Origin of the sequence: Streptomyces sp. NPDC048584 (genome assembly GCF_043199595.1) — a bacterium.
In the GTDB taxonomy this organism is placed as follows: domain Bacteria; phylum Actinomycetota; class Actinomycetes; order Streptomycetales; family Streptomycetaceae; genus Streptomyces; species Streptomyces edwardsiae.
Window position 1 is genome coordinate 870723 of record NZ_JBICWF010000001.1, and the last position, 20943, is coordinate 891665.

General features: G+C 72.8%; 13 protein-coding genes. 1 reads left to right on the top strand and 12 read right to left on the bottom strand.

Features of this window, described 5'->3' with window-relative positions; genetic code table 11:
- Window positions 1-3 precede the first annotated feature (3 nt).
- Both ACGFR9_RS03675 and ACGFR9_RS03680 read right to left on the bottom strand, forming a co-directional pair.
- Window positions 4-2403, bottom strand: a complete 2400-nt coding sequence (locus ACGFR9_RS03675) for a bifunctional salicylyl-CoA 5-hydroxylase/oxidoreductase (protein ID WP_393202567.1) — start codon at window positions 2401-2403, stop codon at window positions 4-6.
- A 3-nt stretch (window positions 2404-2406) separates the two neighbouring features.
- Window positions 2407-3234, bottom strand: coding sequence for an enoyl-CoA hydratase family protein (locus ACGFR9_RS03680; RefSeq protein ID WP_393202569.1), 828 nt, complete (start codon window positions 3232-3234; stop codon window positions 2407-2409).
- Between the two features lie 289 nt (window positions 3235-3523).
- On the opposite strand from ACGFR9_RS03680, the gene ACGFR9_RS03685 reads away from it, so the two are divergent.
- Window positions 3524-3970 carry an ATP-binding protein gene (locus tag ACGFR9_RS03685; protein ID WP_393202571.1) on the top strand — a complete coding sequence of 149 codons (447 nt, stop codon included), beginning with the start codon at window positions 3524-3526 and terminating at the stop codon, window positions 3968-3970.
- Between the two features lie 3 nt (window positions 3971-3973).
- Here ACGFR9_RS03685 and argF read toward each other — a convergent pair whose 3' ends face one another.
- From argF to ACGFR9_RS03735, 10 genes are all read right to left on the bottom strand, one after another.
- Window positions 3974-4981, bottom strand: coding sequence for an ornithine carbamoyltransferase (gene argF / locus ACGFR9_RS03690; RefSeq protein ID WP_393202573.1), 1008 nt, complete (start codon window positions 4979-4981; stop codon window positions 3974-3976).
- A 71-nt stretch (window positions 4982-5052) separates the two neighbouring features.
- Entirely contained in the window at window positions 5053-6276 is a 1224-nt protein-coding gene (locus ACGFR9_RS03695) for an arginine deiminase (protein ID WP_393202575.1), read from the bottom strand.
- Window positions 6277-6350: 74 nt separating this feature from the next.
- Window positions 6351-8000, bottom strand: a complete 1650-nt coding sequence (locus tag ACGFR9_RS03700; RefSeq protein ID WP_393202577.1) for an HEXXH motif domain-containing protein — start codon at window positions 7998-8000, stop codon at window positions 6351-6353.
- Between the two features lie 63 nt (window positions 8001-8063).
- On the bottom strand, window positions 8064-8288 hold the full coding sequence (locus ACGFR9_RS03705) for a hypothetical protein (RefSeq protein WP_030212924.1): 225 nt from the start codon (window positions 8286-8288) through the stop codon (window positions 8064-8066).
- A 174-nt stretch (window positions 8289-8462) separates the two neighbouring features.
- Entirely contained in the window at window positions 8463-12734 is a 4272-nt protein-coding gene (fxsT, locus tag ACGFR9_RS03710) for an FxSxx-COOH system tetratricopeptide repeat protein (protein ID WP_393202579.1), read from the bottom strand.
- Window positions 12734-13768: an AAA family ATPase gene (locus ACGFR9_RS03715; protein ID WP_311643223.1), complete on the bottom strand. Its 1035-nt coding sequence runs from the start codon at window positions 13766-13768 to the stop codon at window positions 12734-12736. Before ACGFR9_RS03715 ends, fxsT begins: the two co-directional genes overlap by 1 nt.
- Window positions 13765-15306 (bottom strand): hypothetical protein, encoded by a 1542-nt coding sequence (locus tag ACGFR9_RS03720; RefSeq protein WP_393202581.1) that lies wholly within the window; start codon window positions 15304-15306, stop codon window positions 13765-13767. The genes ACGFR9_RS03715 and ACGFR9_RS03720 overlap by 4 nt, the downstream gene beginning before the upstream one ends.
- Window positions 15307-15456: 150 nt before the next feature.
- Window positions 15457-18024 carry a polynucleotide kinase-phosphatase gene (locus ACGFR9_RS03725; protein ID WP_393202583.1) on the bottom strand — a complete coding sequence of 856 codons (2568 nt, stop codon included), beginning with the start codon at window positions 18022-18024 and terminating at the stop codon, window positions 15457-15459.
- Entirely contained in the window at window positions 18021-19484 is a 1464-nt protein-coding gene (locus ACGFR9_RS03730) for a 3' terminal RNA ribose 2'-O-methyltransferase Hen1 (protein ID WP_393202585.1), read from the bottom strand. Before ACGFR9_RS03730 ends, ACGFR9_RS03725 begins: the two co-directional genes overlap by 4 nt.
- Before the next feature lie 183 nt (window positions 19485-19667).
- Entirely contained in the window at window positions 19668-20591 is a 924-nt protein-coding gene (locus ACGFR9_RS03735) for an LLM class F420-dependent oxidoreductase (protein ID WP_393202587.1), read from the bottom strand.
- Window positions 20592-20943 lie beyond the last annotated feature (352 nt).

Genomic DNA, 20943 nt, shown 5'->3' on the forward strand with positions numbered 1-20943 from the left:
AGCTCAACTTCCGAAACCGAGGCGGGGTTTGGGGGCGTCCGTGCGGCCGGTACGGGGCTGCCGACTGCCGGCGAGATAGGGTGCGGGCCACGCCACGCCGGGTCCGTCGTAGCCCTGTTCGGCCGCGGCGTGGAGCGTCCAGTGGGGGTCGTAGAGGTGCGGGCGGGCCAGCGCGCACAGGTCCGTACGCCCGGCGAGGATCAGGGAGTTGACGTCGTCCCAGGAGGAGATCGCGCCGACCGCGATCACCGGGACGCCCGCCTCGTGCCGTACCCGGTCGGCGAACGGCGTCTGGTAGGAGCGCCCGAACTCCGGCTTCTCGTCGGCCACCACCTGCCCCGTCGACACGTCGATCGCGTCGGCGCCGTGCGCGGCGAAGGCACGGGCGACGGCGACCGCGTCCTCGGCCGTGACGCCGCCCTCCGCCCAGTCGGTGGCGGAGATCCGGACGGTCATCGGCCGGTCCCCGGGCCACACCGCGCGTACGGCGTCGAAGACCTCCAGCGGGAAACGCAGCCGCTTCTCCGGTGAACCGCCGTAGGCGTCGGTGCGGTGGTTGGTCAGCGGGGAGAGGAAACCGGAGAGCAGATAGCCGTGGGCGCAGTGCAGTTCGAGCAGATCGAAACCGGCCCGCGCCGCGCGTACCGCGGCGGCGGTGAACTGCTCCCTCATGTCGGTGAGCTGGGCGCGCGAGAGTTCGCGGGGTACCTGGCTGCCGGGCTTGTACGGCAGGGGTGACGCGGCGACGAGGGGCCAGTTGCCGTCGTCGAGCGGCTCGTCCATGCCCTCCCACATCAGCTTGGTCGAGCCCTTGCGCCCACTGTGGCCGAGCTGCACGCCGATCGCGGTACCGGGTGCCTGCGCGTGCGCGAAGTCGGTGATCCGCCGCCATGCCTCGGCCTGCCTGCCGGTGTAGAGGCCGGCGCAGCCGGGCGTGATACGGCCCTCGGGGCCGACGCACACCATCTCCGTCATCACCAGCCCGGCCCCGCCCAGCGCTCGCGCGCCGAGGTGGACGAGGTGGAAGTCGCCGGGGACGCCGTCGACCGCCGAGTACATGTCCATGGGGGAGACGACGACCCGGTTGCGCAGGGTCAGGCCGCGCATCCGGAACGGGGTGAACATCGGGGGTGTCCCGGGCGGGCAGCCGAACTCGCGCTCCACCGACCCGGTGAAACGGGCGTCGCGCAGCCGCAGGTTGTCGTGGGTGACGCGGCGGCTGCGGGTGAGCAGGTTGAAGGCGAACTGGCGCGGCGGCTGGGCGAGATACAGGGGCAGGTTCTCGAACCACTCCAGGCTGGCCCGCGCGGCACGCTGGGTGGAGGCGACGACCGGTTTGCGCTCGGCCTCGTAGGCCGCCAACGCGTGTTCCAGTGACGGCTGTTCGTCCAGACAGGCGGCGAGGGCGAGCGCGTCCTCGACGGCGAGCTTGGTGCCGGAGCCGATGGAGAAGTGGGCGGTGTGGGCGGCGTCGCCGAGAAGTACGACGTTGTGGTGCGACCAGCGCTCGTTGACGACCGTACGGAACGTGGTCCACGCCGAGTTGTTGGACCGCAGCGGGCGGCCGCCGAGCGCGTCGGCGAAGATCTTGGCGCAGCGTTCGACGGAGTCGGTCCCGGCGGTGTCGTCCGGTTCGTCGAATCCGGCGGCCCGCCACACCTCCTCACGCATCTCGACGATCACGGTGGAGGCGTCGGCGGAGAACGGGTAGCCGTGCAGCTGCATCACGCCGTACTCGGTCTCCGCGATCTCGAAACGGAACGCGTCGAAGGGGAAGTCGGCGGCGAGCCAGATATAGCGGCAGCGGTGCTCGGTGATGTGCGGGCGAAAGACGTGGGCGAAGGCCTCGCGGGTGGCGCTGTGGACTCCGTCGGCGGCCACGACCAGGTCGTATGTCTCCGCCAGACGGGCGGGGTCGGGGGCCTCGGTGCGGAAGCGGAGGTCCACTCCGAGGAAGCGGCAGCGGGCGTGCAGGATCTCCAGGAGACGGTGGCGTTCCAGGGCGGCGAATCCGTGTCCTCGGGAGGTGTGGCGGGTGCCGCGGTGGACGATGCCGATGTCGTCCCAGCGGGTGAAGTCCCGTTGCAGGGCCGCGTAGACGTCGGGGTCGGCGTGCTCGATGCCGCCGAGGGTCTCGTCGGAGAGGACCACTCCGAAACCGAAGGTCTCGTCCGGAGGGTTGCGTTCCCAGACGGTGACCTCGCGGTCGGGGGTGAGGCGTTTGAGCAACGCTGCGGTGTAGAGGCCACCGGGGCCTCCGCCGATGATCGCGATGCGACGGGGGTTCGTGCCGACGGACGGGTGCGGCGCCGTGGGGGCCGGTCGCGCCCGCGCGGCGGTAGCCTCGGATGCGACACGGCCCCGCGCCCCCGAGGGAGTCGCGGTCCCCTTCGTGGGAAGCATCTGTCACCTCCCCTGCCACTTGGGAGCGCGCTTCTCCGTGAACGCCGCGTGGAACTCCGCGTAGTCCTCTCCTGTCATCAGGAGGGCCTGGGTCGCTGCGTCCAGTTCGATCGCTGTCGCGAGCGGCATGTCGAGTTCGGCCGTCAGCAGGGCCTTGGTCTGGGCGTGGGCCAGGGCGGGGCCGTCGGCCAGGCGGCGGGCGAGGGTGTGGGCGGCCTCGTCGGCGCCGCCCTCGTCGGCGAGGGCGCTGATCAGGCCGATGCGCTCGGCCTCCGGTGCGCGCACCGTGTCGCCCAGCATCAGCAGCCGGGTGGCGTGTCCGAGACCGACCACACGGGGCAGCAGATAGGCCGCGCCCATGTCGCCGCCGGAGAGGCCGACCCGGGTGAAGAGGAAGGCGAAGCGGGCGCTGGGGTCGGCGACCCGGAAGTCGGCGGCCAGGGCGAGGACCGCGCCGGCGCCCGCCGCCACGCCGTGGATCGCGGCGATCACGGGGAACGGGCACTCCCGTACCGCTCGCACCACCTGGCCGGTCATCCGGTTGAAGTCGAGGAGCTGGGCCGTGTCCATGGAGAGGGTCGCGCCGATGATCTCGTCGACGTCGCCGCCGGAGCAGAAGCCCCGCCCCTCGCCGGCCAGCACCAGGGCCCGCACGGCCCGCTCACGGGACAGCTCGGCGAGCAGATCGCGCAGGTCGGCGTAGGCGCCGAAGGTGAGCGCGTTGAGCTTGTCGGGGCGGGTGAGGGTGACGGTGGCGACGCCGTCGGCCAGGTCGACGCGCAGATGCTCCCAGCGGGCGGTGCGGGCGGCGGAGCCGGTGAATGGACTCATGAGGGCGGCCTCCTACGGCGGGCACGGCGCTGCTCAGTGAGGTCTGTCCGATGAATTTATCATCGATCGGTGACTGTCGTCACGCGCGCGCGATAAGCCGTTCGGGGGCCGTCACGTCCGTCACGGATCGTCGACATACGGGTAACGGCGGGACCGGGTGTGCGCGGCGGGGCGTGGACGTGGGTAAGCCGCACGTTGCCGGGGCGGGACGTCCCGGACGGTGCCCGGCCGATGGGCCGCACCGGGTGCGCCGTACCATTGACGGCTGAACTGCAGGAGCACCCGCTCCATGAACGGACTCGCTGTGCACGAACCTCCCGCCGCTTCCACCTCCTGGCGCGTCGCACTGCCGCACACCACCGCGGCCGTGCCCGTGGCGCGTGCGCTGGTGCGTACGGCGCTGGCCGAGCGGGATCACTCCGCCGACTGCGACACGGCGGAGCTGCTGACGGCGGAGCTGGTGGCGAACGCGGTGGAGCACACGGCGGGGACCGGCCCGATAGAGCTGGTGGTGCGGCTGCTGCCGACGGGCTGCCAGGTCGAGGTGCACGACGCCGACCCGGAGCCGCCCGGCGACCTCACCCGACCGACACCCCTCGGCATGCCCGACCCCTGGCAGGAGCACGGGCGCGGACTGCTGCTGATCCGCACCCTCAGCTCGTCCTGCGGCCACCGCCCCACCGAGTCCGGCAAGGCGGTGTGGTTCCGCCTGCCGGGCCCGCGCCGCCCCGTCTGAGCCCTAGGCCAGGGTCGCGACCAGAACCGCCTTGATCGTGTGCATCCGGTTCTCCGCCTCGTCGAAGACGACCGAGTGCGCGGACTCGAAGACCTCGTCGGTCACCTCCAGGGAGGTGAGACCGTGGGCCGCGAAGATGTCCTGGCCGACCTGGGTGCCGAGGTCGTGGAACGCGGGCAGGCAGTGCATGAACCTGACGTCCGGATTGCCGGTGGCACGCAGGACGTCCATGGTCACCGCGTACGGGGCGAGGGCCTTGATGCGCTCGGCCCAGACGTCCTTGGGCTCGCCCATGGAGACCCATACGTCCGTGGCGACGAAGTCGACGCCCGCGACGCCCTCGGCGACGTCCTCGGTGAGCGTGATCCGGGCGCCGCTCGACGCGGCCAGCTCCCGGGCCCGGTGCACGATCTCCTGGGCCGGCCAGTAGGACTTCGGGGCGACGATCCGTACGTCCATGCCCAGCAGGGCTGCGGTCACGAGGTAGGAGTTGCCCATGTTGAAGCGGGCGTCGCCGAGGTAGGCGAAGGCGATGTCCGTGAGCGGGCCGGTGCTGTGCTCGGTCATCGTGAGGACGTCGGCGAGCATCTGGGTGGGGTGCCAGTCGTCGGTCAGCCCGTTGTAGACGGGCACCCCCGCGTACGCCGCGAGTTCCTCCACCTTGGCCTGGCTGTCCCCCCGGTACTCGATGCCGTCGTACATCCGGCCCAGCACCCGGGCGGTGTCCTTCACGGACTCCTTGTGCCCCATCTGCGAGCCGGACGGGTCGAGGTACGTCGTCGAGGCGCCCTGGTCGGCGGCCGCCACCTCGAACGCGCAGCGGGTACGCGTCGACGTCTTCTCGAAGATCAGCGCGATGTTCCTGCCCCGCAGACGACGCTGCTCGGTCCCGGCCCGCTTGGCGGCCTTGAGCTCGGCGGCCAGCTCCAGCAGGCCGAGGAACTCCGGCGCGGTGAAGTCCAGCTCCTTGAGGAAGTGGCGGCCGGCGAGGGCGGTCGGGACAGTCGCCATGGGGTGCTCCAGGGATGGGGGACACGAACGGGTGGAAGTGTATACGAAGTTTAGTATTTCTATACGGCGCTTTACAGGGCGTCTCGCTGGACGGGACAGCTCATGCAGCGCGGCCCGCCCCTCCCCCGGCCCAGCTCGCTGCCGGGGATCTCTATCACCTCGATGCCCTGCTTGCGCAGATGTGTGTTGGTGGTGGCGTTGCGCTCGTAGGCGACGACGACGCCCGGTTCCACGGCCAGCACGTTGCAGCCGTCGTCCCACTGCTCCCGTTCGGCCGCGTGCACGTCCTGCGTGGCGGTCAGCACCCGGATCTCGCTGAGCCCGAGGGCGGCGGCGATCGCGCGGTGCATGTGCTCCGGCGGATGGTCGGTGACCTTCAGTTCCTTGTCCCCCACGCCCGGCTCGATGGTGTACGAGCGGAGCATGCCGAGGCCGGCGTACTGGGTGAAGGTGTCGCCGTCGACCATCGTCATCACGGTGTCGAGATGCATGAAGGCGCGCCTCTTCGGCATGTCGAGCGCGACGATGGTCTGCGCCGAGCCGGCCGCGAACAGCTTGTGCGCGAGCATCTCCACGGCCTGCGGGGTGGTCCGCTCGCTCATCCCGATCAGTACCGCGCCGTCGCCGATGACCAGGACGTCCCCGCCCTCGATGGTGGACGGGTAGTCGGCCTGCCCCTCGGACCAGACATGGAAGGGCTCCGTACGGAACAGCGGGTGGTGCCGGTAGATCGCCTCGAAGTGCACGGTCTCCCGCTGCCGGGCCGGCAGGCGCATCGCGTTGATGGCGACGCCGTCGTAGATCCAGGCGGAGGTGTCGCGGGTGAAGAGGTGGTTGGGCAGCGGGCCGAGCAGGAAGTCGTCGAGTTGCATGACGTGGAAGCGCACGGAGGTGGGCTCCGGGTGGGCGTCGAGGAACTCCCGTTTGGTCATGCCGCCGATCAGCACCTCGGCGAGCTCGGGTGCCGGGAGGGTTTCGAAGGCGGCCCGCAGATGGTCGGTGGCGAGCGGGCCGTACTCCTTCTCGTCGAAGACGCGGTCCAGGACGAGCGTGCGGGCCTCGGGGAGGGCCAGGGTCTCGGCCAGCAGGTCACCGAAGAGGTGGACGGTGACGCCCCGGTCGCGCAGGACGTCCGCGAAGCCGTCGTGCTCGGCGCGCGCCCGGCGCACCCAGAGCAGGTCGTCGAAGAGCAGGGCGTCCTTGTTGCTGGGGGTGAGCCTTTTGAGCTCGAGATCGGGCCGGTGCAGGATGACCCGGCGGAGCCGGCCGGCCTCGGAGTCGACGTGGTAGGTCATGACTCCATCCTGACCATCCGGGCGCGTGTTCACCCCTGTCCCCCTTCTTCCCGGGCCCCGGAATCCCGCTTCCGTCAGGGCAGCGTCTCGGGCCGGGCCAGCTGTCTGCGGGCCCTCTCCCCCGCCGCCGTCTGGGCGACGAGCCGGCCGGCGAGGAGATGCGGGTCGCCGGGATCGCGGGCCAGGCCGTCGTCGTACCCGGCGAGCGCGGCGGCGGCGTTCCCGGCGGCGAGGTGCTCGTCGGGGGTACGGGGGTCGGCGGGCGGGACGGCGAAGACATGGGTGCGGACGTCGGGCCAGGGGGCGCGGTCGGGCCGGAACCGGAGCCCGGCCGTGGCGGCCGGGTCCACGTTGCGCAGCCGCCATTCGGTGCGGTGCAGGGCGGCGGCGGTGCGGGCGCGGGTCAGCGCGGCCGGGGGCACGGGCTCGCGCAGCCAGCTGTCCAGGGTCCGGGCGAGACCGGTGACCAGGGCGTGCCCGGTCTCGGTGAGGCGTCCGTCGGTGAGGAGGGTGCGTACGACGAGCCGGCTCTGCGTCCGGCGCAGCGCGAAGTGGTAGGCGGCCGCCTCGGCGTGCTCCGGGTCCGTCATACGGTCCCGCCAGAATCCGGCGACGCCGGTGAAGGCGTACGCGCCGTGCAGCAGGCCGGTGAGGTGGCGCGGGTCCGGGCGCCAGGGGGCGTAGTAGCGCTCCGCGCGGTCGTCGTCCACCAGCGGGAAGAGGTGGATCAGCGCGGCGAGCTTGCTGTGCTGGAACTCGTGGACCAGCGCCTCGGCCAGGGCGAGCGGCGAGGAGGGACGGGCGATGACCATCGCGCCGTAGGAGTCACCACTGGACGCGGAGACCCGTACGTCGGGCGGCGGCGGGGGCAGCAGACTCGTGCGCGCCCACGGTACGACGGCCCGGATCACGGAGGGATCGAGCCGGCCGGGCCCCGTGCCCCTCCCGTTCACGAGGATCGCCACGGCCTCGTCGAACAGCCCCTGCCAGGCCAGCGCCTCGTCGGCGTCCAGCCGGGCGGGCGGCACGGGGTCGTCGAGGTCGCGGTAGGGGTCCAGGTCCTCCAGCGGTACGGCGACGGGGCCGACGGCGAGGGTACGCAGGGGAAGCCAGTGGGGGTCGTCGGCGGGCGGCGCCCCGGTCACCGGGACGGGGGCGGGGCGGCGGGTCAGGCTCCGCCGGCTGCCGTCGGGACCCGGCCCGCCGAGGGTGAGCACGCCGGCGCGGGTACTCGCCCGGCCCGCCGACGGACCGGGCGCCGCGTCCGCGAGCCGGACCAGTCCCAGTCCCGGCAGATGCAGCGCGCCGTCCTCCAGCGGGACCCGCAGGGACGCCTCCGTCCCGGCGTGCAGCGCGGCGACGACCGCGAGGGTGTTCATCCTGGCGGCCTCCGTCCACAGCCGGGGCCCGGTCGCGGTGCCGTGCGCCCGGCGCAGCGTGTGCGCGATCCAGGTGCCGGTCGTCGGCGCGAGCAGCAGCCGCTCGACCGGCCCGGGCGCCCGCTCGGCCGCCTCCTTGAACACCCGCCAGGCGTCGGCGATCGGGCCCAGCGGCGTGGGCAGGTCCCGGAGCCGCTTGAGCAGGGTGTTCAGCAGCAACAACCGGCGGGCGCGTTCGCCCTGCTCGAGGAAGGCGACCCCGTCGGCGGAGTGCCCGCCGGCGGCGAACTCGTCGAAGAGGGGGGCGGGCATGCGGAAGGGGGTGGGGCGCTCGCTGGTCGTCACCGGGACCTCCGGGTCGGTGGGCGGGCATCCGGGAACGCGTGGGCGCCCGGCACGGCGGGGCCGCTACTCGGCCCGGGCGGGCTCGCCCCCGCCCCGCATGCTGTCACGGGAGCGGAGTACCTCGGTCAGCAGGCGGGTGTCGGAGTGGAGCGGCGCCAGGCCCTCCACCGCGGTCAGGGGCAGGGCCGCGAGATCCGCCAGGTCCGACTCGCGGACCGGCACACCCCCCGTGGCAGCCGGCTCCTGGACGGCCGCTGCGGCGTCGCGCTGAGCGGGCGGCTGATGCAAGATGCGTCCCCCTTCTCGCACGGCGGCACCCGATGCCACCGTGGGCCCATTCCATCACGAACGCACCCACCGGCGTCGAATCGCCCGAACACGCTACCCCATCACGACCAATGGTTCGGTCATCGTACGAGGCGATGAATTCGGTCCGGTGTCCGCGGAGTTCCGGCAGCGGGCCTACAGCGGCATGGGCGCCAGATCACACTCGATGCGGCGGTGCGTGCGTGCCGCGAAGAGCCAGGGGTGGTCCGCGCGGACCACCCGGGAGAATCCCGCCACCGCCCTCCTCTGCTGTTCGCCGGCCTCCGGTCCGCGGCCCAGGCCGCGCAGGTCGAGGGCGAGGTTCGCGGCGCAGGACAGGGTCAGCGGATGGTCCGCACCGGCGACGGCCGTGAGCCCCGCCAGACCGGCCTCGTCGATCTCGTGAGCCCGCTCGAAGTCCAGCCGCGCGTAGGCGGTGCTGGCCTGCCCGATCCCCGCCGCCAGCGTCATCAGGTGCCGGGGCCCGAGTACGGCGGTCATCCTGCGCGCCACGTCGTCCTCCCGTTCCCGCGCCGCGTCGAGATCCCCCAGGGCACGCAGGGTGGCGACCAGGTTCGCCCCGGTCAGCAGGGTGTACGCGTGGTCCTCCCCGAGGAGCGCCGCATAGCGCCGTACGGTCTCCTCGCCCACTTCCCGGGAGAGTTCGAGGTCTCCGGCGAGACGCTGGTCGACCGAGAGGTTGACCGCCGTGGACAACGAGTCGGAATGCCTGCGGCCGTACCGGGCCACGAAGCGGCGCAAGGTGTCCTCGGTGAGCTCCCGCGCCTCGTCGAGGGCTCCGTCCCGTCGTCGGCAGACCGCCAGATTGCGGGCGGCGCGCAGGGTGAGCGTGTTGTCCTCGCCGAGGGCGGCACGGGCCCGGAGATGCACGTCCTCCTGGAAGTCACGGGCGCCCGGGTAGTCGCCGCTCTCCCGCATGTCGATGGAGAGGGCGTTCAGGGTGTTGAGGGTGAGGAAGCTGGTGGGGCCGAACAGGGACTCGCGCTGCCGGGCGTTCTCCTGGTCCAGGACCAGCGCCTCGTCGAACTGTCCGCACAGCCGCAGGTCGACGCCCCAGCTGTGGGTGGCCCGCAGGGTGATCTCGTCGTCGGCCCCGAACTGGGTGCGCGCCAGCGCCGTGGCCTCCTCGCTGAGGTCCCGGGCCTCCGTGAACCGCCCCTGGTGACGTCGGGCGTCGGCCAGCGCGCAGAGCGAGTCGACCAGTTCCTCGGGATCGACCTCGATGTGCCGGGAGACCTCCAGGGCCCTCTCGGCGAGCGGAATGGCCTCGTCGATCTGGCCGCGCTGAAGCAAGGTGAACGAGAGGCTCTTCGCGATGCGGATGACATGGCCGTCCTCCTCGCCGGAGTCGGCGAGCCAGGCACTCCATGCCTGCCGGGCGAGGTCCGCGGCCCCCTCGTGGTTGCCCCAGTAGTAGAGGAAGAAGACGGTGTCGGTGACGAGTTCCCGCACATAGGTGTCGGAGCTGCCGGCCGCCTGGGAGGCGAGGATGTGCGGCAGCAGGGCCTGGTAGGCGGGCCATTCCTGCGCCGAGGCGTGATGGCCCAGCTTGGCGGCGGACAGCAGCTGGTGGGCGGCCTCCCTCATGGCCTGGCGCTGTCCGGGGCTGAGTTTGGCCAGGAGCACCGTCTGCAGCAGACGGTGCATCTGCAGGGTGTCCGTCCGGGGGTCCGTCTTGACCAGGGAGAACTGGCTGAGGTCACGCACGGCCCGGCTGAGCTTGACGGACTCCCGCAGCAGGGGGTCGACTTCGGGCGTGATGTTGACGCCCCGGCCACCGCGCAGGATGGAGCGCGGAATGGGTTCGGGGGCCATGCTGGCGCAGATGTCGAGGAGTTGGCGGGCGCCGGGGTTGTTCTCCCTGATCCGCTCCAGCGAGATGTCCCAGGCCGCGGCCACGGAGACCGGATAGTCGGGGGCCGGGTCGAGTTCGAGGATGTCGGGGCTCCGCCGGGCGAGAAGGTCGAGGTACTCGTCGACGAGCATGCCGGTGACCGCGTGCCAGGCGCCCGCCTGTTCCACCGCGAGCGGCAGGTCGCCGAGGGCGTGCGCCAGCCGGTCGGCGTCCTCCGGGGACAGATCCGGGGAGCGCTTCTGCAACAGCTCCACGGACTCCTCGCGCTCGAAGACGTTCACCGGCAGCGGGGTGGCGACCCGCTCCCAGCCGCGGTTGCGGGAGGTGACGATCACCTTCCCCGGCCCGTTCGTGGGGAAGTACTGGCGCACCACGTCGATGTCCTCGGCGTTGTCGAACACCAGGAGCCAGTCGTCGTACGGCACTCCGGTGCGCAGCGCCTCCAGGACGGCCCGCACCGCCGAACTGGCGGGGCCCTCCTGCCCCGGCTGGACGACCCCGAGCCGGGCGGCGAGACCGGCGAGCGCGGCCAGGATGAGACTCTCCCGCTCCGCGGGGATCCAGCAGATCACCTTGTAGCGGTGCTGGTTGCGGTAGAGGTACTCGAGGACGAGCTGGCTCTTGCCGACGCCGCCCAGTCCGTGGAGCGCGTGCGGGAGCACGGCCGCCGTGTCCTGCGCGTCGAGTTGTTCCTCGACCGCCTGCAACAACGTCCTGCGGCCTACGAACGACGTGTTGCGCAGCGGAACGTTCACCAGGAGGGCGGGGGTCGAGGTCGTCTGCATGCCAGGCCTTGTCTCCGTGGGGTCACCGGACGGTCGTGAGGTCGCCGCGTCCGTATACGCGGATGATGCCCGGTCCGGCGCCGGATCACGTGACACCTCGACCGGTTGCCGGGAATCGCCGGGGACGCCGGGCGTGGGTCCGAGGTCCGCCTCGATTCTCCGGGCGCGTTCGGCGTAGGGCCCCGACAGCGCCCGCATCACCGCGAGTTCGGACTGCTGCCAGGCCCTGGCGGACGCGTCGGGCAGACCCGCTCCGGCCGGGTCCCGCAGTGCCGCGCGCAGTGCCACACCGTGCGCTCCCGCGGCCGGCAGCTCGCCGAGGATCGAGACGGTTCTGGCCAGCTGGCTGCGGGTGGTGGTCGCGAGGAGGGCCTCGCGGACTCCCTCGGCGAACTCGGGCCGTCCCCTGCCGTCGGCGCCCCAGTGGATCAGGCCGCCCATCAGGATCTCGGCCAGGTGTTCCGGACCGGCTTCCGGCACGGTCCGCCGGCGCACCTGCTCGACGAGGTCGAACTCGAACGGGACGGCGGCCAGCCGGGTGGCGAGACGCCGGGCGACCGGTGTGGCGATGGTGAAGAAGCGGCTGACCGCCGTCGCGGCGGCGCGCGGGGACCGCGGGGCGCGCAGTCCCGGCGCCGGGGCACTCCGCCCGAGCGTTCCCGCCAGGACGGCCGGCAGGGTGCGGCACTCCCCCTTCTCGCCCGTGACCAGGTCGGCCCACGCGGCGAGCGACCCGGGCTTCAGGGACAGCACCGGGACGGGCAGGACGCCCTCGCCCGTGGACGGCAGGGGCCGGAGGGGGTCGGGGCCCTGGGGCGGCGGGCGCAGGACGACGCGGTCGTTGGCCGCGCCGAGGCCGCCCGCCTCCAGGACCGCCGGGTAGGGGTGGAGCGAGGATCGGTGCCGCATATGGGGCGGCAGCAGATGGGTCAGGGCCGTGGGTCCGGCCCGCCCCAGCCGGTCGAGCAGTGTGTCCGCCGCGGAGCCGGCCCAGCCGTGGGCGAGACCGTCCGTGACGACCATGAAGAGGCGGTCCCCCCTACCGGCGAGGAGTTCGCCGAGGCGGGCCGGGGTCCGCGCCCCGCTCCAGCGCAGCGACACGGGACCGGTGCGGGCGAGCGTCACGGCCACGGTCCGTACGCTCCGGAAGGCGCCGCTGTGTTCGGCGGCCGCGGCGAGGCTCGCCGTCTCCTCGTGCCAGACGGCCATGGTGGGGGCGTCGTCGACGAGGAGGACCAGGTCGAACGCGCGGGTGCTCGCGGGCCGGAACCAGGGCAGCCACAGCCCGTCGGTGATCCCGCGCTCCGCCGTGGCCTCTTCGTCCAGTTCCACGGCGGTGTGCGAGGGCACGCGGCGCGCCAGCCGGTGCAGGGCGACCGCCAGTTGGGCCGAGCGGCGGCCGGAGCCCGGTGAGCGTCGGGTGGACCCGGGCAGCACGGGCGGGCCGAGCCGGATCCGGCCGGTCCCCTCGGGGTCGGGTACGGGCAATGGCGCCGGGGCGGCGCCCTGCTCGTCGTCCGGTGGGGCGGACCGCTCGGCGGCGGTCTCGGAGGGTCCGGACGGCGGCGTGTCCCGCGCCGGCTCCCGCTCCCCGTCGGGCTCGGCGCCGGCCGCGGTCGGACCCTCACCCGCCCGCGCCCGGTACGCGGCCAGCCACACGGCGTCGGCCAGCTCCTGCCAGTGCGGGACGACCGTGGTGTCCGTGCCGGCGGACGCTCCTTCCTCCGCCTCCGCACCGGGTGCCCGTTGTCTGGGGGAGCCGTTCATCAGCGGCCCTTGGCCAGGTCACGCAGGAGTGTCTCGATGAGCTTGCGGCCCTCGCCCTCGGCGCGGAAGCCGTCGACGGTGGTCAGCCGTGCCGCGTTCAGCAGCTGGTCGAGCGAGTGCGTGCCGCCGGCCCGGACGCGCCGCACGAACAGGTCGACCATGGCCTCCGCGTCCGGCGGCAGGCTGCCCAGATGCCCCGACACGATGGCCAGAAGCTGTTCCCGGGTGAGGGCCCGCATCTCCAGGGGAAGACAGCGCCTGCGGAAGGCGGCCGGGAACTCGCGCTCGCCGTTGCTGGTGATCAGTACGACGGGGAACTCACGGCACTCCACCCGCCCTCCGGACACCGGGGCGAACTGTTCGGGGTCGTCGGTGTGCACCCGGGCCGAGCGGGCGGCGTCACGGACCAGTTCGGGGATGTCGTAGCTGCCGTTCTCCAGCACGTGCAGAAGATCGTTGGGCAGGTCGATGTCGCTCTTGTCCAGCTCGTCGACCAGCAGCACCCGCGGGCGGTCGTAGGGCAGCAGCGCGGTGCCCAGCGGTCCCAGGGTGATGAAGTCGCCGAGGGCCGGGGGCGGGCCGCCGTCGGCGGGCGTGCGCTGTTCGGCGCCCTGCCAGGCGGCGATGGCCTGGGCGCGTCCGATGGCGTCGTAGGCGTACAGGCCGTCGCGCAGGGTCGTACGGCTGACGATGTTCCACTGCAGGACCCTGCCCAGGCGGAGTTCCCGGGAGAGGAGGTACGCGAGGGTGGACTTGCCGATGCCGGGCGGTCCGGTGATGAGCAGCGGGCGGCGTAACAGCAGGGCGGCGTTGACCGTGTCGATCTGTTCCGGGCCGAGCTGCGGGACATGGTCGCCGGGGCCCAGCCGGCGCAGCGCGGCCTCGGGGTCGTCGGGCGGCGGGAGCAGGGGCGGGCCGCCACCGAAGCGGCGCCACGGCGGGGGTCCGGGCAGCCGGGACGGCTCGCCCGGGGCGCGGCCCGTCGCTCGGAACACACGCCAGTCGGTGCTGTCAGGGGCGTCCGGCCCGCTCATAACCCGTCCTCCTCGCTGTCGTGGTCGTCGAAGCCGTAGTCGTCGGCGGTCTGGATGTCGACCAGCCGGTGGGGGTCGTCCCAGAGGAAGGCGATGTGCCGCCCCAGGAGCAGGGGCCCCGCCACATCGAGTCCGGCCGTGCGCCGCAGCCGGTGGATGGCGATCGGGATCTGGGTCGGGGTGGGGACGGAGGAGAACACGGCGGTCACCACTTCGCGGCGTTCCTCGCTGAACTCGCCGCGGCGGTCCCAGACGGCGAGGCCGAGCCCTTCGGCGATGGCCGCCTTCACCGCCTCGGTCGACGCGCCCCCGTCGGGGGCGTCGAGCACCGCGGCCGTACGGCTGGGTTCGGAGGCCAGCGCGGCCTGCCAGACGTCCGGTCCGGTACGGTCCGACGTCCGCCAGCCGTGGACGGTGATCCCCCGGCTGCGCAGGGTCTCCCAGCGCTCCAGCCACTGCGCCCGGACCAGCAGGTCGTCGGCGCGCATGCGTTCCAGGCTGCGCAGATGGACGCCGTACTTCAGGCCGAGGGGCTCGGGCCTGCCGTCCACGGATCTGACGGTCAGCCCGGCCATGTCGTGGTTGAGCAGGTCGTAGGGGAGGACGAACTCGACGTAGGGCGGTGTCCGTCCCGACAGGGCGGGGGGCTGGGCGTTCGGCGCGGGCGTGAGACGTACGACCTGGCGCAGCACGCGTTCGACGGCCTGGCCGAGACGGTCCAGGCTCGTCGTCTCGGGTTCCGCGGCACGGGGCTGCCAGCGGCCCGGGACGGTGTTCAGCCAGGGGCGCACCACGACGTCGTCGGAGCCGTCGCGGGCCGGTTCCACGGCCACGACCAGGCAGCGCGGGATCGTCGGGTCCGCGGTGGTCTCGGCCCGCTCGGCCCGCCGGCGTTCCAGGGCGGCGAGCAGGCCCGCCCTGCGGGCCCAGCCGCTCGCCCATTCATGCAGGGCGAGGCGCCGGTCCGGCGACGGCGTCAGCTCCGCGGCGTGCTCGATCAGGAGGACCGCCGGCGGCAGTCCGTCCGGCTGTACGTTCAACTCCGTGGCGTACGTGAAGAGCTGGACCGGTGAGAGGCCGGGCGGCAGGTCGAGGTGCAGGTCGCTCGCCAGCACGTTGCGCAGCGCGCCGGCGGGGAGAGCGCCCTGCACGGTACGCAGCAGCGCGCAGGCGGTGTCCAGGTCCTGGTGATCGACGGGGCCGGGCAGGGGGTCGGTGTGTGTCTCGCCGGGGCCCAGCAGTTCCTCGAACGCGGTGGCGGCCGGGGCGCCTTCGAAGACGCGGACGACGTCGACGAGGATGTGCTCCCCCTCACGGACGCTCAACGCCGCGCGCACCAGCGCGACGACGTCCTCGCGCAGTTTGGCGCCGCGCAGGTCGACGTGCTGGTTGAGCTCCTCGGACAGCATGCCGGCGAAGTACGAGCGTCCCGCCTGGTCCTCGAGGCAGCTCAGCCCGCACAGCGCCTCGGTCAGACGGAACAACAGATCCCTGCCCGGCGCGCGCCCCACCCCGTCCCATCCCGACGCTGTCTCCACCGACCTTCCCCCGCGAGCCGGTTCACCTGACGGACCAGCGAAGCTAGCACGCGAACTGCCGCGAACCAAGGGACGCCGACATACACCGGCCCGGTCCGGACAGGTTCTGGCAGAACCTGTCCGGACCGGTCGACAACACGCGTCCGCCCGCTACAGCCGCGGGTCCACCGGCTCCGATTCCAGGGCCAGTACGGCGAAGACCGGCTCGTGGACGCGCCACAGGGGTTCGCCTTCGGCGAGGCGGTCCAGCGCTTCCAGACCGAGGGCGTACTCGCGCAGGGCCAGGGAGCGCTTGTGGTTGAGGAAGCGGTTGCGCAGGCGGGCCAGGTTCTCCGGGCGGGTGTATTCGGGGCCGTAGATGATGCGCAGGTACTCGCGGCCACGGCACTTGATGCCGGGCTGCACGGGGCGGCCCTTGGCGTCGTGGACCAGGGCGCCGGCCGGTTTGACGACCATGCCCTCGCCGCCCCGGCCGGTCATCTCCAGCCACCAGTCGATTCCGGCACGCACCGACTCGGGGTCGGCGGTGTCGACGTGGAGACGGCGGGTGGTCCCCAGCAGGCTGGTGGCGTCGTGCTCGACCAGGCGGTCGACGAGGGCGAGCTGTTCGTCGTGGGGCAGGGCGGTGAGGCTTCGGCCCTGGACGGCGAGGATCTGGAACGGGGCCAGGCGGACACCGTCCAGGCCGTCGGTGGTCCAGCAGTAGCGGCGGTACGCCTCGGTGAACGCCGAGGCCGAGTCGGCGCGTTCGCGGTGGCGGGCGAGGAGTTCCTGGACGTCCACCCCGCGGGCCGACGCGCCTTCCAGGGCCGCCAGGGCGTCCGGGAAGACGGCGCCGGAGGCGGCGCCGACCGCCGCGTACTGGGTGCGCAGCAGGCCGGACGCCTTCAGCGACCACGGCATGAGTTCGGCGTCCAGCAGCAGCCAGTCGGTGGCGAGTTCGTCCCAGAGGCCGGCCTCGGTGACGGCCGTGCGCAGCCTGCCGAGGATCTCCTCGGTGACGGAGGCGTCGTCGAAGAAGGGCCGGCCGGTACGGGTGTAGAGCGAGCCGGTCTCACCGCCGGTGGTGCCGAAGCGCGCCGCGGCCGTGCCGGCGTCGCGGCAGACCAGGGCGACGGCGCGGGAGCCCATGTGCTTCTCCTCGCAGACGACCCGGGCGACGCCGTCCTGGGCGTACTGGGCGAACGCCTCGGCCGGGTGCTCGAGATAGCCGTCGAGGTGCGAGGTGGGGGTGGGTGCCATGGTCGGCGGCAGATACGGCAGCAGACGCGGGTCGATCGCGAAGCGGCTCATGACCTCCAGGGCAGCGGCGGCGTTCTCCTCCCGGACCGCTATCCGGCCGTGGTGCCGGGTCTCGACGAACCGCCGGCCGTGCACGTCCGCCAGGTCCAGCGGACGGCCCTCGTGGCCGCCGGGGGCCTCGGTGCGCAGCGGGCGGGCCGGCTCGTACCAGACCTGCTCGGCCGGTACGTCGACGAGTTCCCGCTCCGGCCAGCGCAGGGCGGTGAGCTTGCCGCCGAAGACGGCGCCGGTGTCCAGGCAGATGGTGTTGTTGAGCCAGGTCGCCTCCGGGACGGGTGTGTGGCCGTAGACGACGGCGGCCCGGCCCCGGTAGTCCTCGGCCCACGGGTAGCGCACGGGGAGGCCGAACTCGTCGGTCTCGCCGGTGGTGTCGCCGTACAGGGCGTGGCTGCGGACCCGGCCGGAGGTGCGGCCGTGGTACTTCTCCGGCAGTCCGGCGTGGCAGACCACCAGCCGGCCGCCGTCGAGGACGTAGTGGCTGACGAGCCCGTCGATGAACTCCCGTACCTCGGCGCGGAACTCCTCGCTCTGCTGGTCCATCTGGTCGATGGTCTCGGCGAGTCCGTGGGTGTGCTGGACCTTGCGGCCCTTGAGGTGACGGCGGAACTTGTTTTCGTGGTTGCCGGGCACGCACAGCGCGCCGCCGGACTTCACCATGGTCATCACCCGGCGCAGTACGGCGGGGCTGTCCGGGCCGCGGTCGACGAGGTCGCCGACGAACACGGCGGTTCGGCCGTCCGGGTGGACGCCGTCGGCATAGCCCAACTTGGTGAGCAGTGACTCGAGTTCGGACGAGCAACCGTGGATGTCGCCGATGATGTCGAAGGGGCCGGTGAGGTGGGTGAGGTCGTTGAAGCGCTTCTCGGTGACGACGGTGGCGTGCTCGACCTCCTCGACTCCGCGCAGGACGTGCACCTTGCGAAAGCCCTCGCGTTCCAAGTGGCGCAGGGAGCGGCGGAGTTCGCGGGCGTGGCGCTGGATGACCCGGCGGGGCATGTCGGCCCGGTCGGTGCGGGCCGCGTTGCGTTCGGCGCACACCTGCTCCGGTACGTCGAGAACGATGGCGATGGGCAGTACATCGTGTGCCCTGGCCAGTTCGATGAGCTGCCGCCGGCCGTCCTGCTGGACGTTGGTCGCGTCGACGACGGTGCGGCGGCCGGCGGCCAGCCGCTTGCCGGCGATGTAGTGCAGCACGTCGAAGGCGTCGCGGGACGCGCTCTGGTCGTTCTCGTCGTCGGCGACCAGGCCCCGGCAGAAGTCGGAGGAGATGACCTCGGTCGGCTTGAAGTGGCGGCGGGCGAAGGTCGACTTGCCCGAGCCGGAGGCGCCGACGAGCACCACGAGAGAGAGGTCGGTGACGGGCAGGGTACGGGCTCGCGGCCGCGGGGGCTGCGGGGTCTCGGTGACGGTGGTCATGCGGCCTTCGCCTCCTTCACGGTGCCGGCCGTGAACACGGCCATCTGGGTGGGCGGTCCGACCTCGGGGTCGTCCGGTCCCACGGGTACGAAGCCGACGTCGTAGCCGTGCCGTTCCGCCACCTCGGCGGCCCAGGCGCGGAATTCGTCGCGGGTCCACTCGAAGCGGTGGTCGCCGTGCCGGACATGGCCGGCCGGGAGGGTCTCCCAGCGCACGTTGTACTCGACGTTGGGGGTGGTCACCAGGACCGTACGGGGGCGGGCGGCGCCGAAGACGGCGTACTCCAGGGCGGGCAGCCTGGGCGGGTCGAGGTGCTCGATCACCTCGCTGAGCACGGCGGCGTCGTAGCCCTTGAGGCGCTTGTCGGTGTAGGCCAGCGATCCCTGGAAGAGCTGGACGCGTGCGGCCTGCCGCTCCCCCATCCGGTCCAGTTTGAGCCGGCGGGAGGCGATGGTGAGCGCGCGCATCGACACGTCGACGCCCACGATCTCGGTGAAGGACGGGTCCTTGAGCAGCGCCTGGACGAGCTGGCCCTGGCCGCAGCCGAGGTCGAGCACTCGGGCGGCGCCGGTGGCGCGGAGCGCGGTGAGGATCGCCTCCCGGCGCCGCACGGCGAGCGGGGCCGGCTTCTCCTCGGTGCCGGTCTCCTCGGCGACGGCGTTGTCGATCTCCTCGACGTCGCTGTCGTCGGCCTCGGCCAGCCGGACCAGCTCGAGGCGCTCCATGGCCTGCCGGGTCAGGGACCAGCGGCGGGAGAGGTAACGGCTGGTGATCAGCTGCTGCTCCGGGTGCGCGGGCAGCCAGCCCTCGCCGGCGCGCAGCAGCTTGTCGACCTCGTCCGGGGAGACCCAGTAGTGCTTGGCGTCGTCGAGGACGGGGAGCAGGACGTAGAGGTGGCGCAGGGCCTCGGCGAGGGTGAGGGTGTCCGCTTCGAGGGTGAGGCGTACGTACCGGGAGTCGCCCCAGTCGGGGAACTCCGTGTCCAGCGGGACGGGTTCGGCGGTGACGCTCCAGCCGAGCGGCTCGAAGAGCCGGCGGACGAGTCCGGGGCCGCCTCGCGCGGGGAGCGTGGGCACCTCCACGCGCAGGGGGCGCGGCTGCGCGGGCAGCTCCGGACGGGCGGCGCAGACGCCGCGCATCGCGCTGGAGAAGACCGCGCTGAGCGCCACGGCGAGCAGGGAGGACGCCGCGTACGGGCGGTCGTTGACGTACTGCGCGAGTGCCGCGTCGGGGGCGCCGCCACGGCCCTTGCCCTTGCCGCGCCGGACCAGTGCCACCGCGTCCACCTCCAGCAGCAGCGCCACCGTGCAGCGCTCGGCGTCCGCCTCGGGATAGAGGACGTGGGCCGTGCCGTAGGACGTGGAGAACGCCTGCGCCTTCTCGGGATGCTTGTGCAGCAGGAAACCGAGGTCGGTCGCGGGGCGCTCCGCGGAGCCGGTGGTACTGATCGTCAGGAACACGGTGGTTACACCTCGACATACCTTCTGAGCTGGGGATACGCGCCGGATTCGGGCGTGTGGTGCCAACGTACCGGGAACGGTCGGGGGTGTTCCGGGAATTTCGGTGGGGGGTGGGCATGGGGCGGGGCCGTCCGTCGCGTGGGGACGGACGGCCCCGGTTCCCGTGGGTGGGGGTACGGCGCGCTACGACAGCTGGGACTGGACCTCGGCGGAAATCAGTTCCAGGTGGTCGAGGTCGTGCAGGTCGAGGATCTGGAGGTAGAAGCGGGTGGAGCCGGTCTCGGCGTAGCGGCCGATCTTGTCGACGACCTCGGCCGGGGAGCCCGCCAGGCCGTTGGTCCTGAGTTCGTCGGCCTCGCGGCCGATCGCGGCGGCGCGGCGGGCGACCTCCTGGTCGTCCTTGCCGACGCAGGCGACGAGCGCGTTGGAGTAGACGAGGTCGCCCGGGTCACGGCCGGCCTCCTTCGCGGCGTCGCGGACCCGGCCGAACTGGCGTGCGGTGTCCTCGACGGAGGCGAAGGGCATGTTGAACTCGTCCGCGTAGCGGGCCGCGAGGCGCGGGGTGCGGGTGGCGCCGTGGCCGCCGATGAGGACCGGGACCCTGGGCTGGGTGGGCTTGGGGAGCGCCGGGGACTTGGTGAGGTCGTAGTGGGTGCCGTGGTGGTCGAAGGTCTGGCCCCTCTCGGTCGCCCACAGGCCGGTGACGATCTCCAGCTGCTCTTCGAGGCGGGCGAACTTCTCCTTGGGGAAGGGGATGCCGTACGCCTTGTGCTCCTCCTCGAACCAGCCTGCTCCGAGGCCGAGTTCGACACGGCCGCCGGACATCTGGTCGACCTGGGCGACCTGGATGGCGAGGACGCCGGGAAGACGGAAGGTGGCTGCGGTCATGAGGGTGCCGAGGCGGATGCGGGTGGTTTCGCGGGCGAGGCCGGCGAGGGTGATCCAGGCGTCCGTGGGGCCGGGGAGGCCGGTGCTGTCGCCCATGGCGAGGTAGTGGTCCGAGCGGAAGAAGGCGTCGAAGCCGAGGGATTCTGTGGCCTTGGCCACGGTGAGGAGGGTGTCGTAGGTGGCGCCTTGCTGGGGCTCGGTGAAGATGCGGAGGTCCATGGGTCCATCCTGCACGTTTGTGCGCGGGGCGGGGTTTGCGGGCGGGGGGTGTGGCGCCGCCCGGCGCCGTTGGGGTGCTCCCTGGTGGTGCGGGCCGGGGGAGGTTGCGCAGCCCGGCGCCGACGGGGTGCCGTCGCGCCCACCCGTGCCGCCCTGCGGCACGACTGCCCGCGGGAGCGGAGGGGGTGGGGGTGGGATCGCCGCCGTGCGGCACGACCCCCGCGGGAGCGCAAGGGACGGGTGTGGGGGCGGCGCCCTGCGGCACGACTGCCCGCGGGAGCGGAGGGAGAGGTGGGTTCGCCGTCCTGCGGCGACCCCCGCGGGAGCGAAAGGCGGGAGGGTTCGCCTTCCT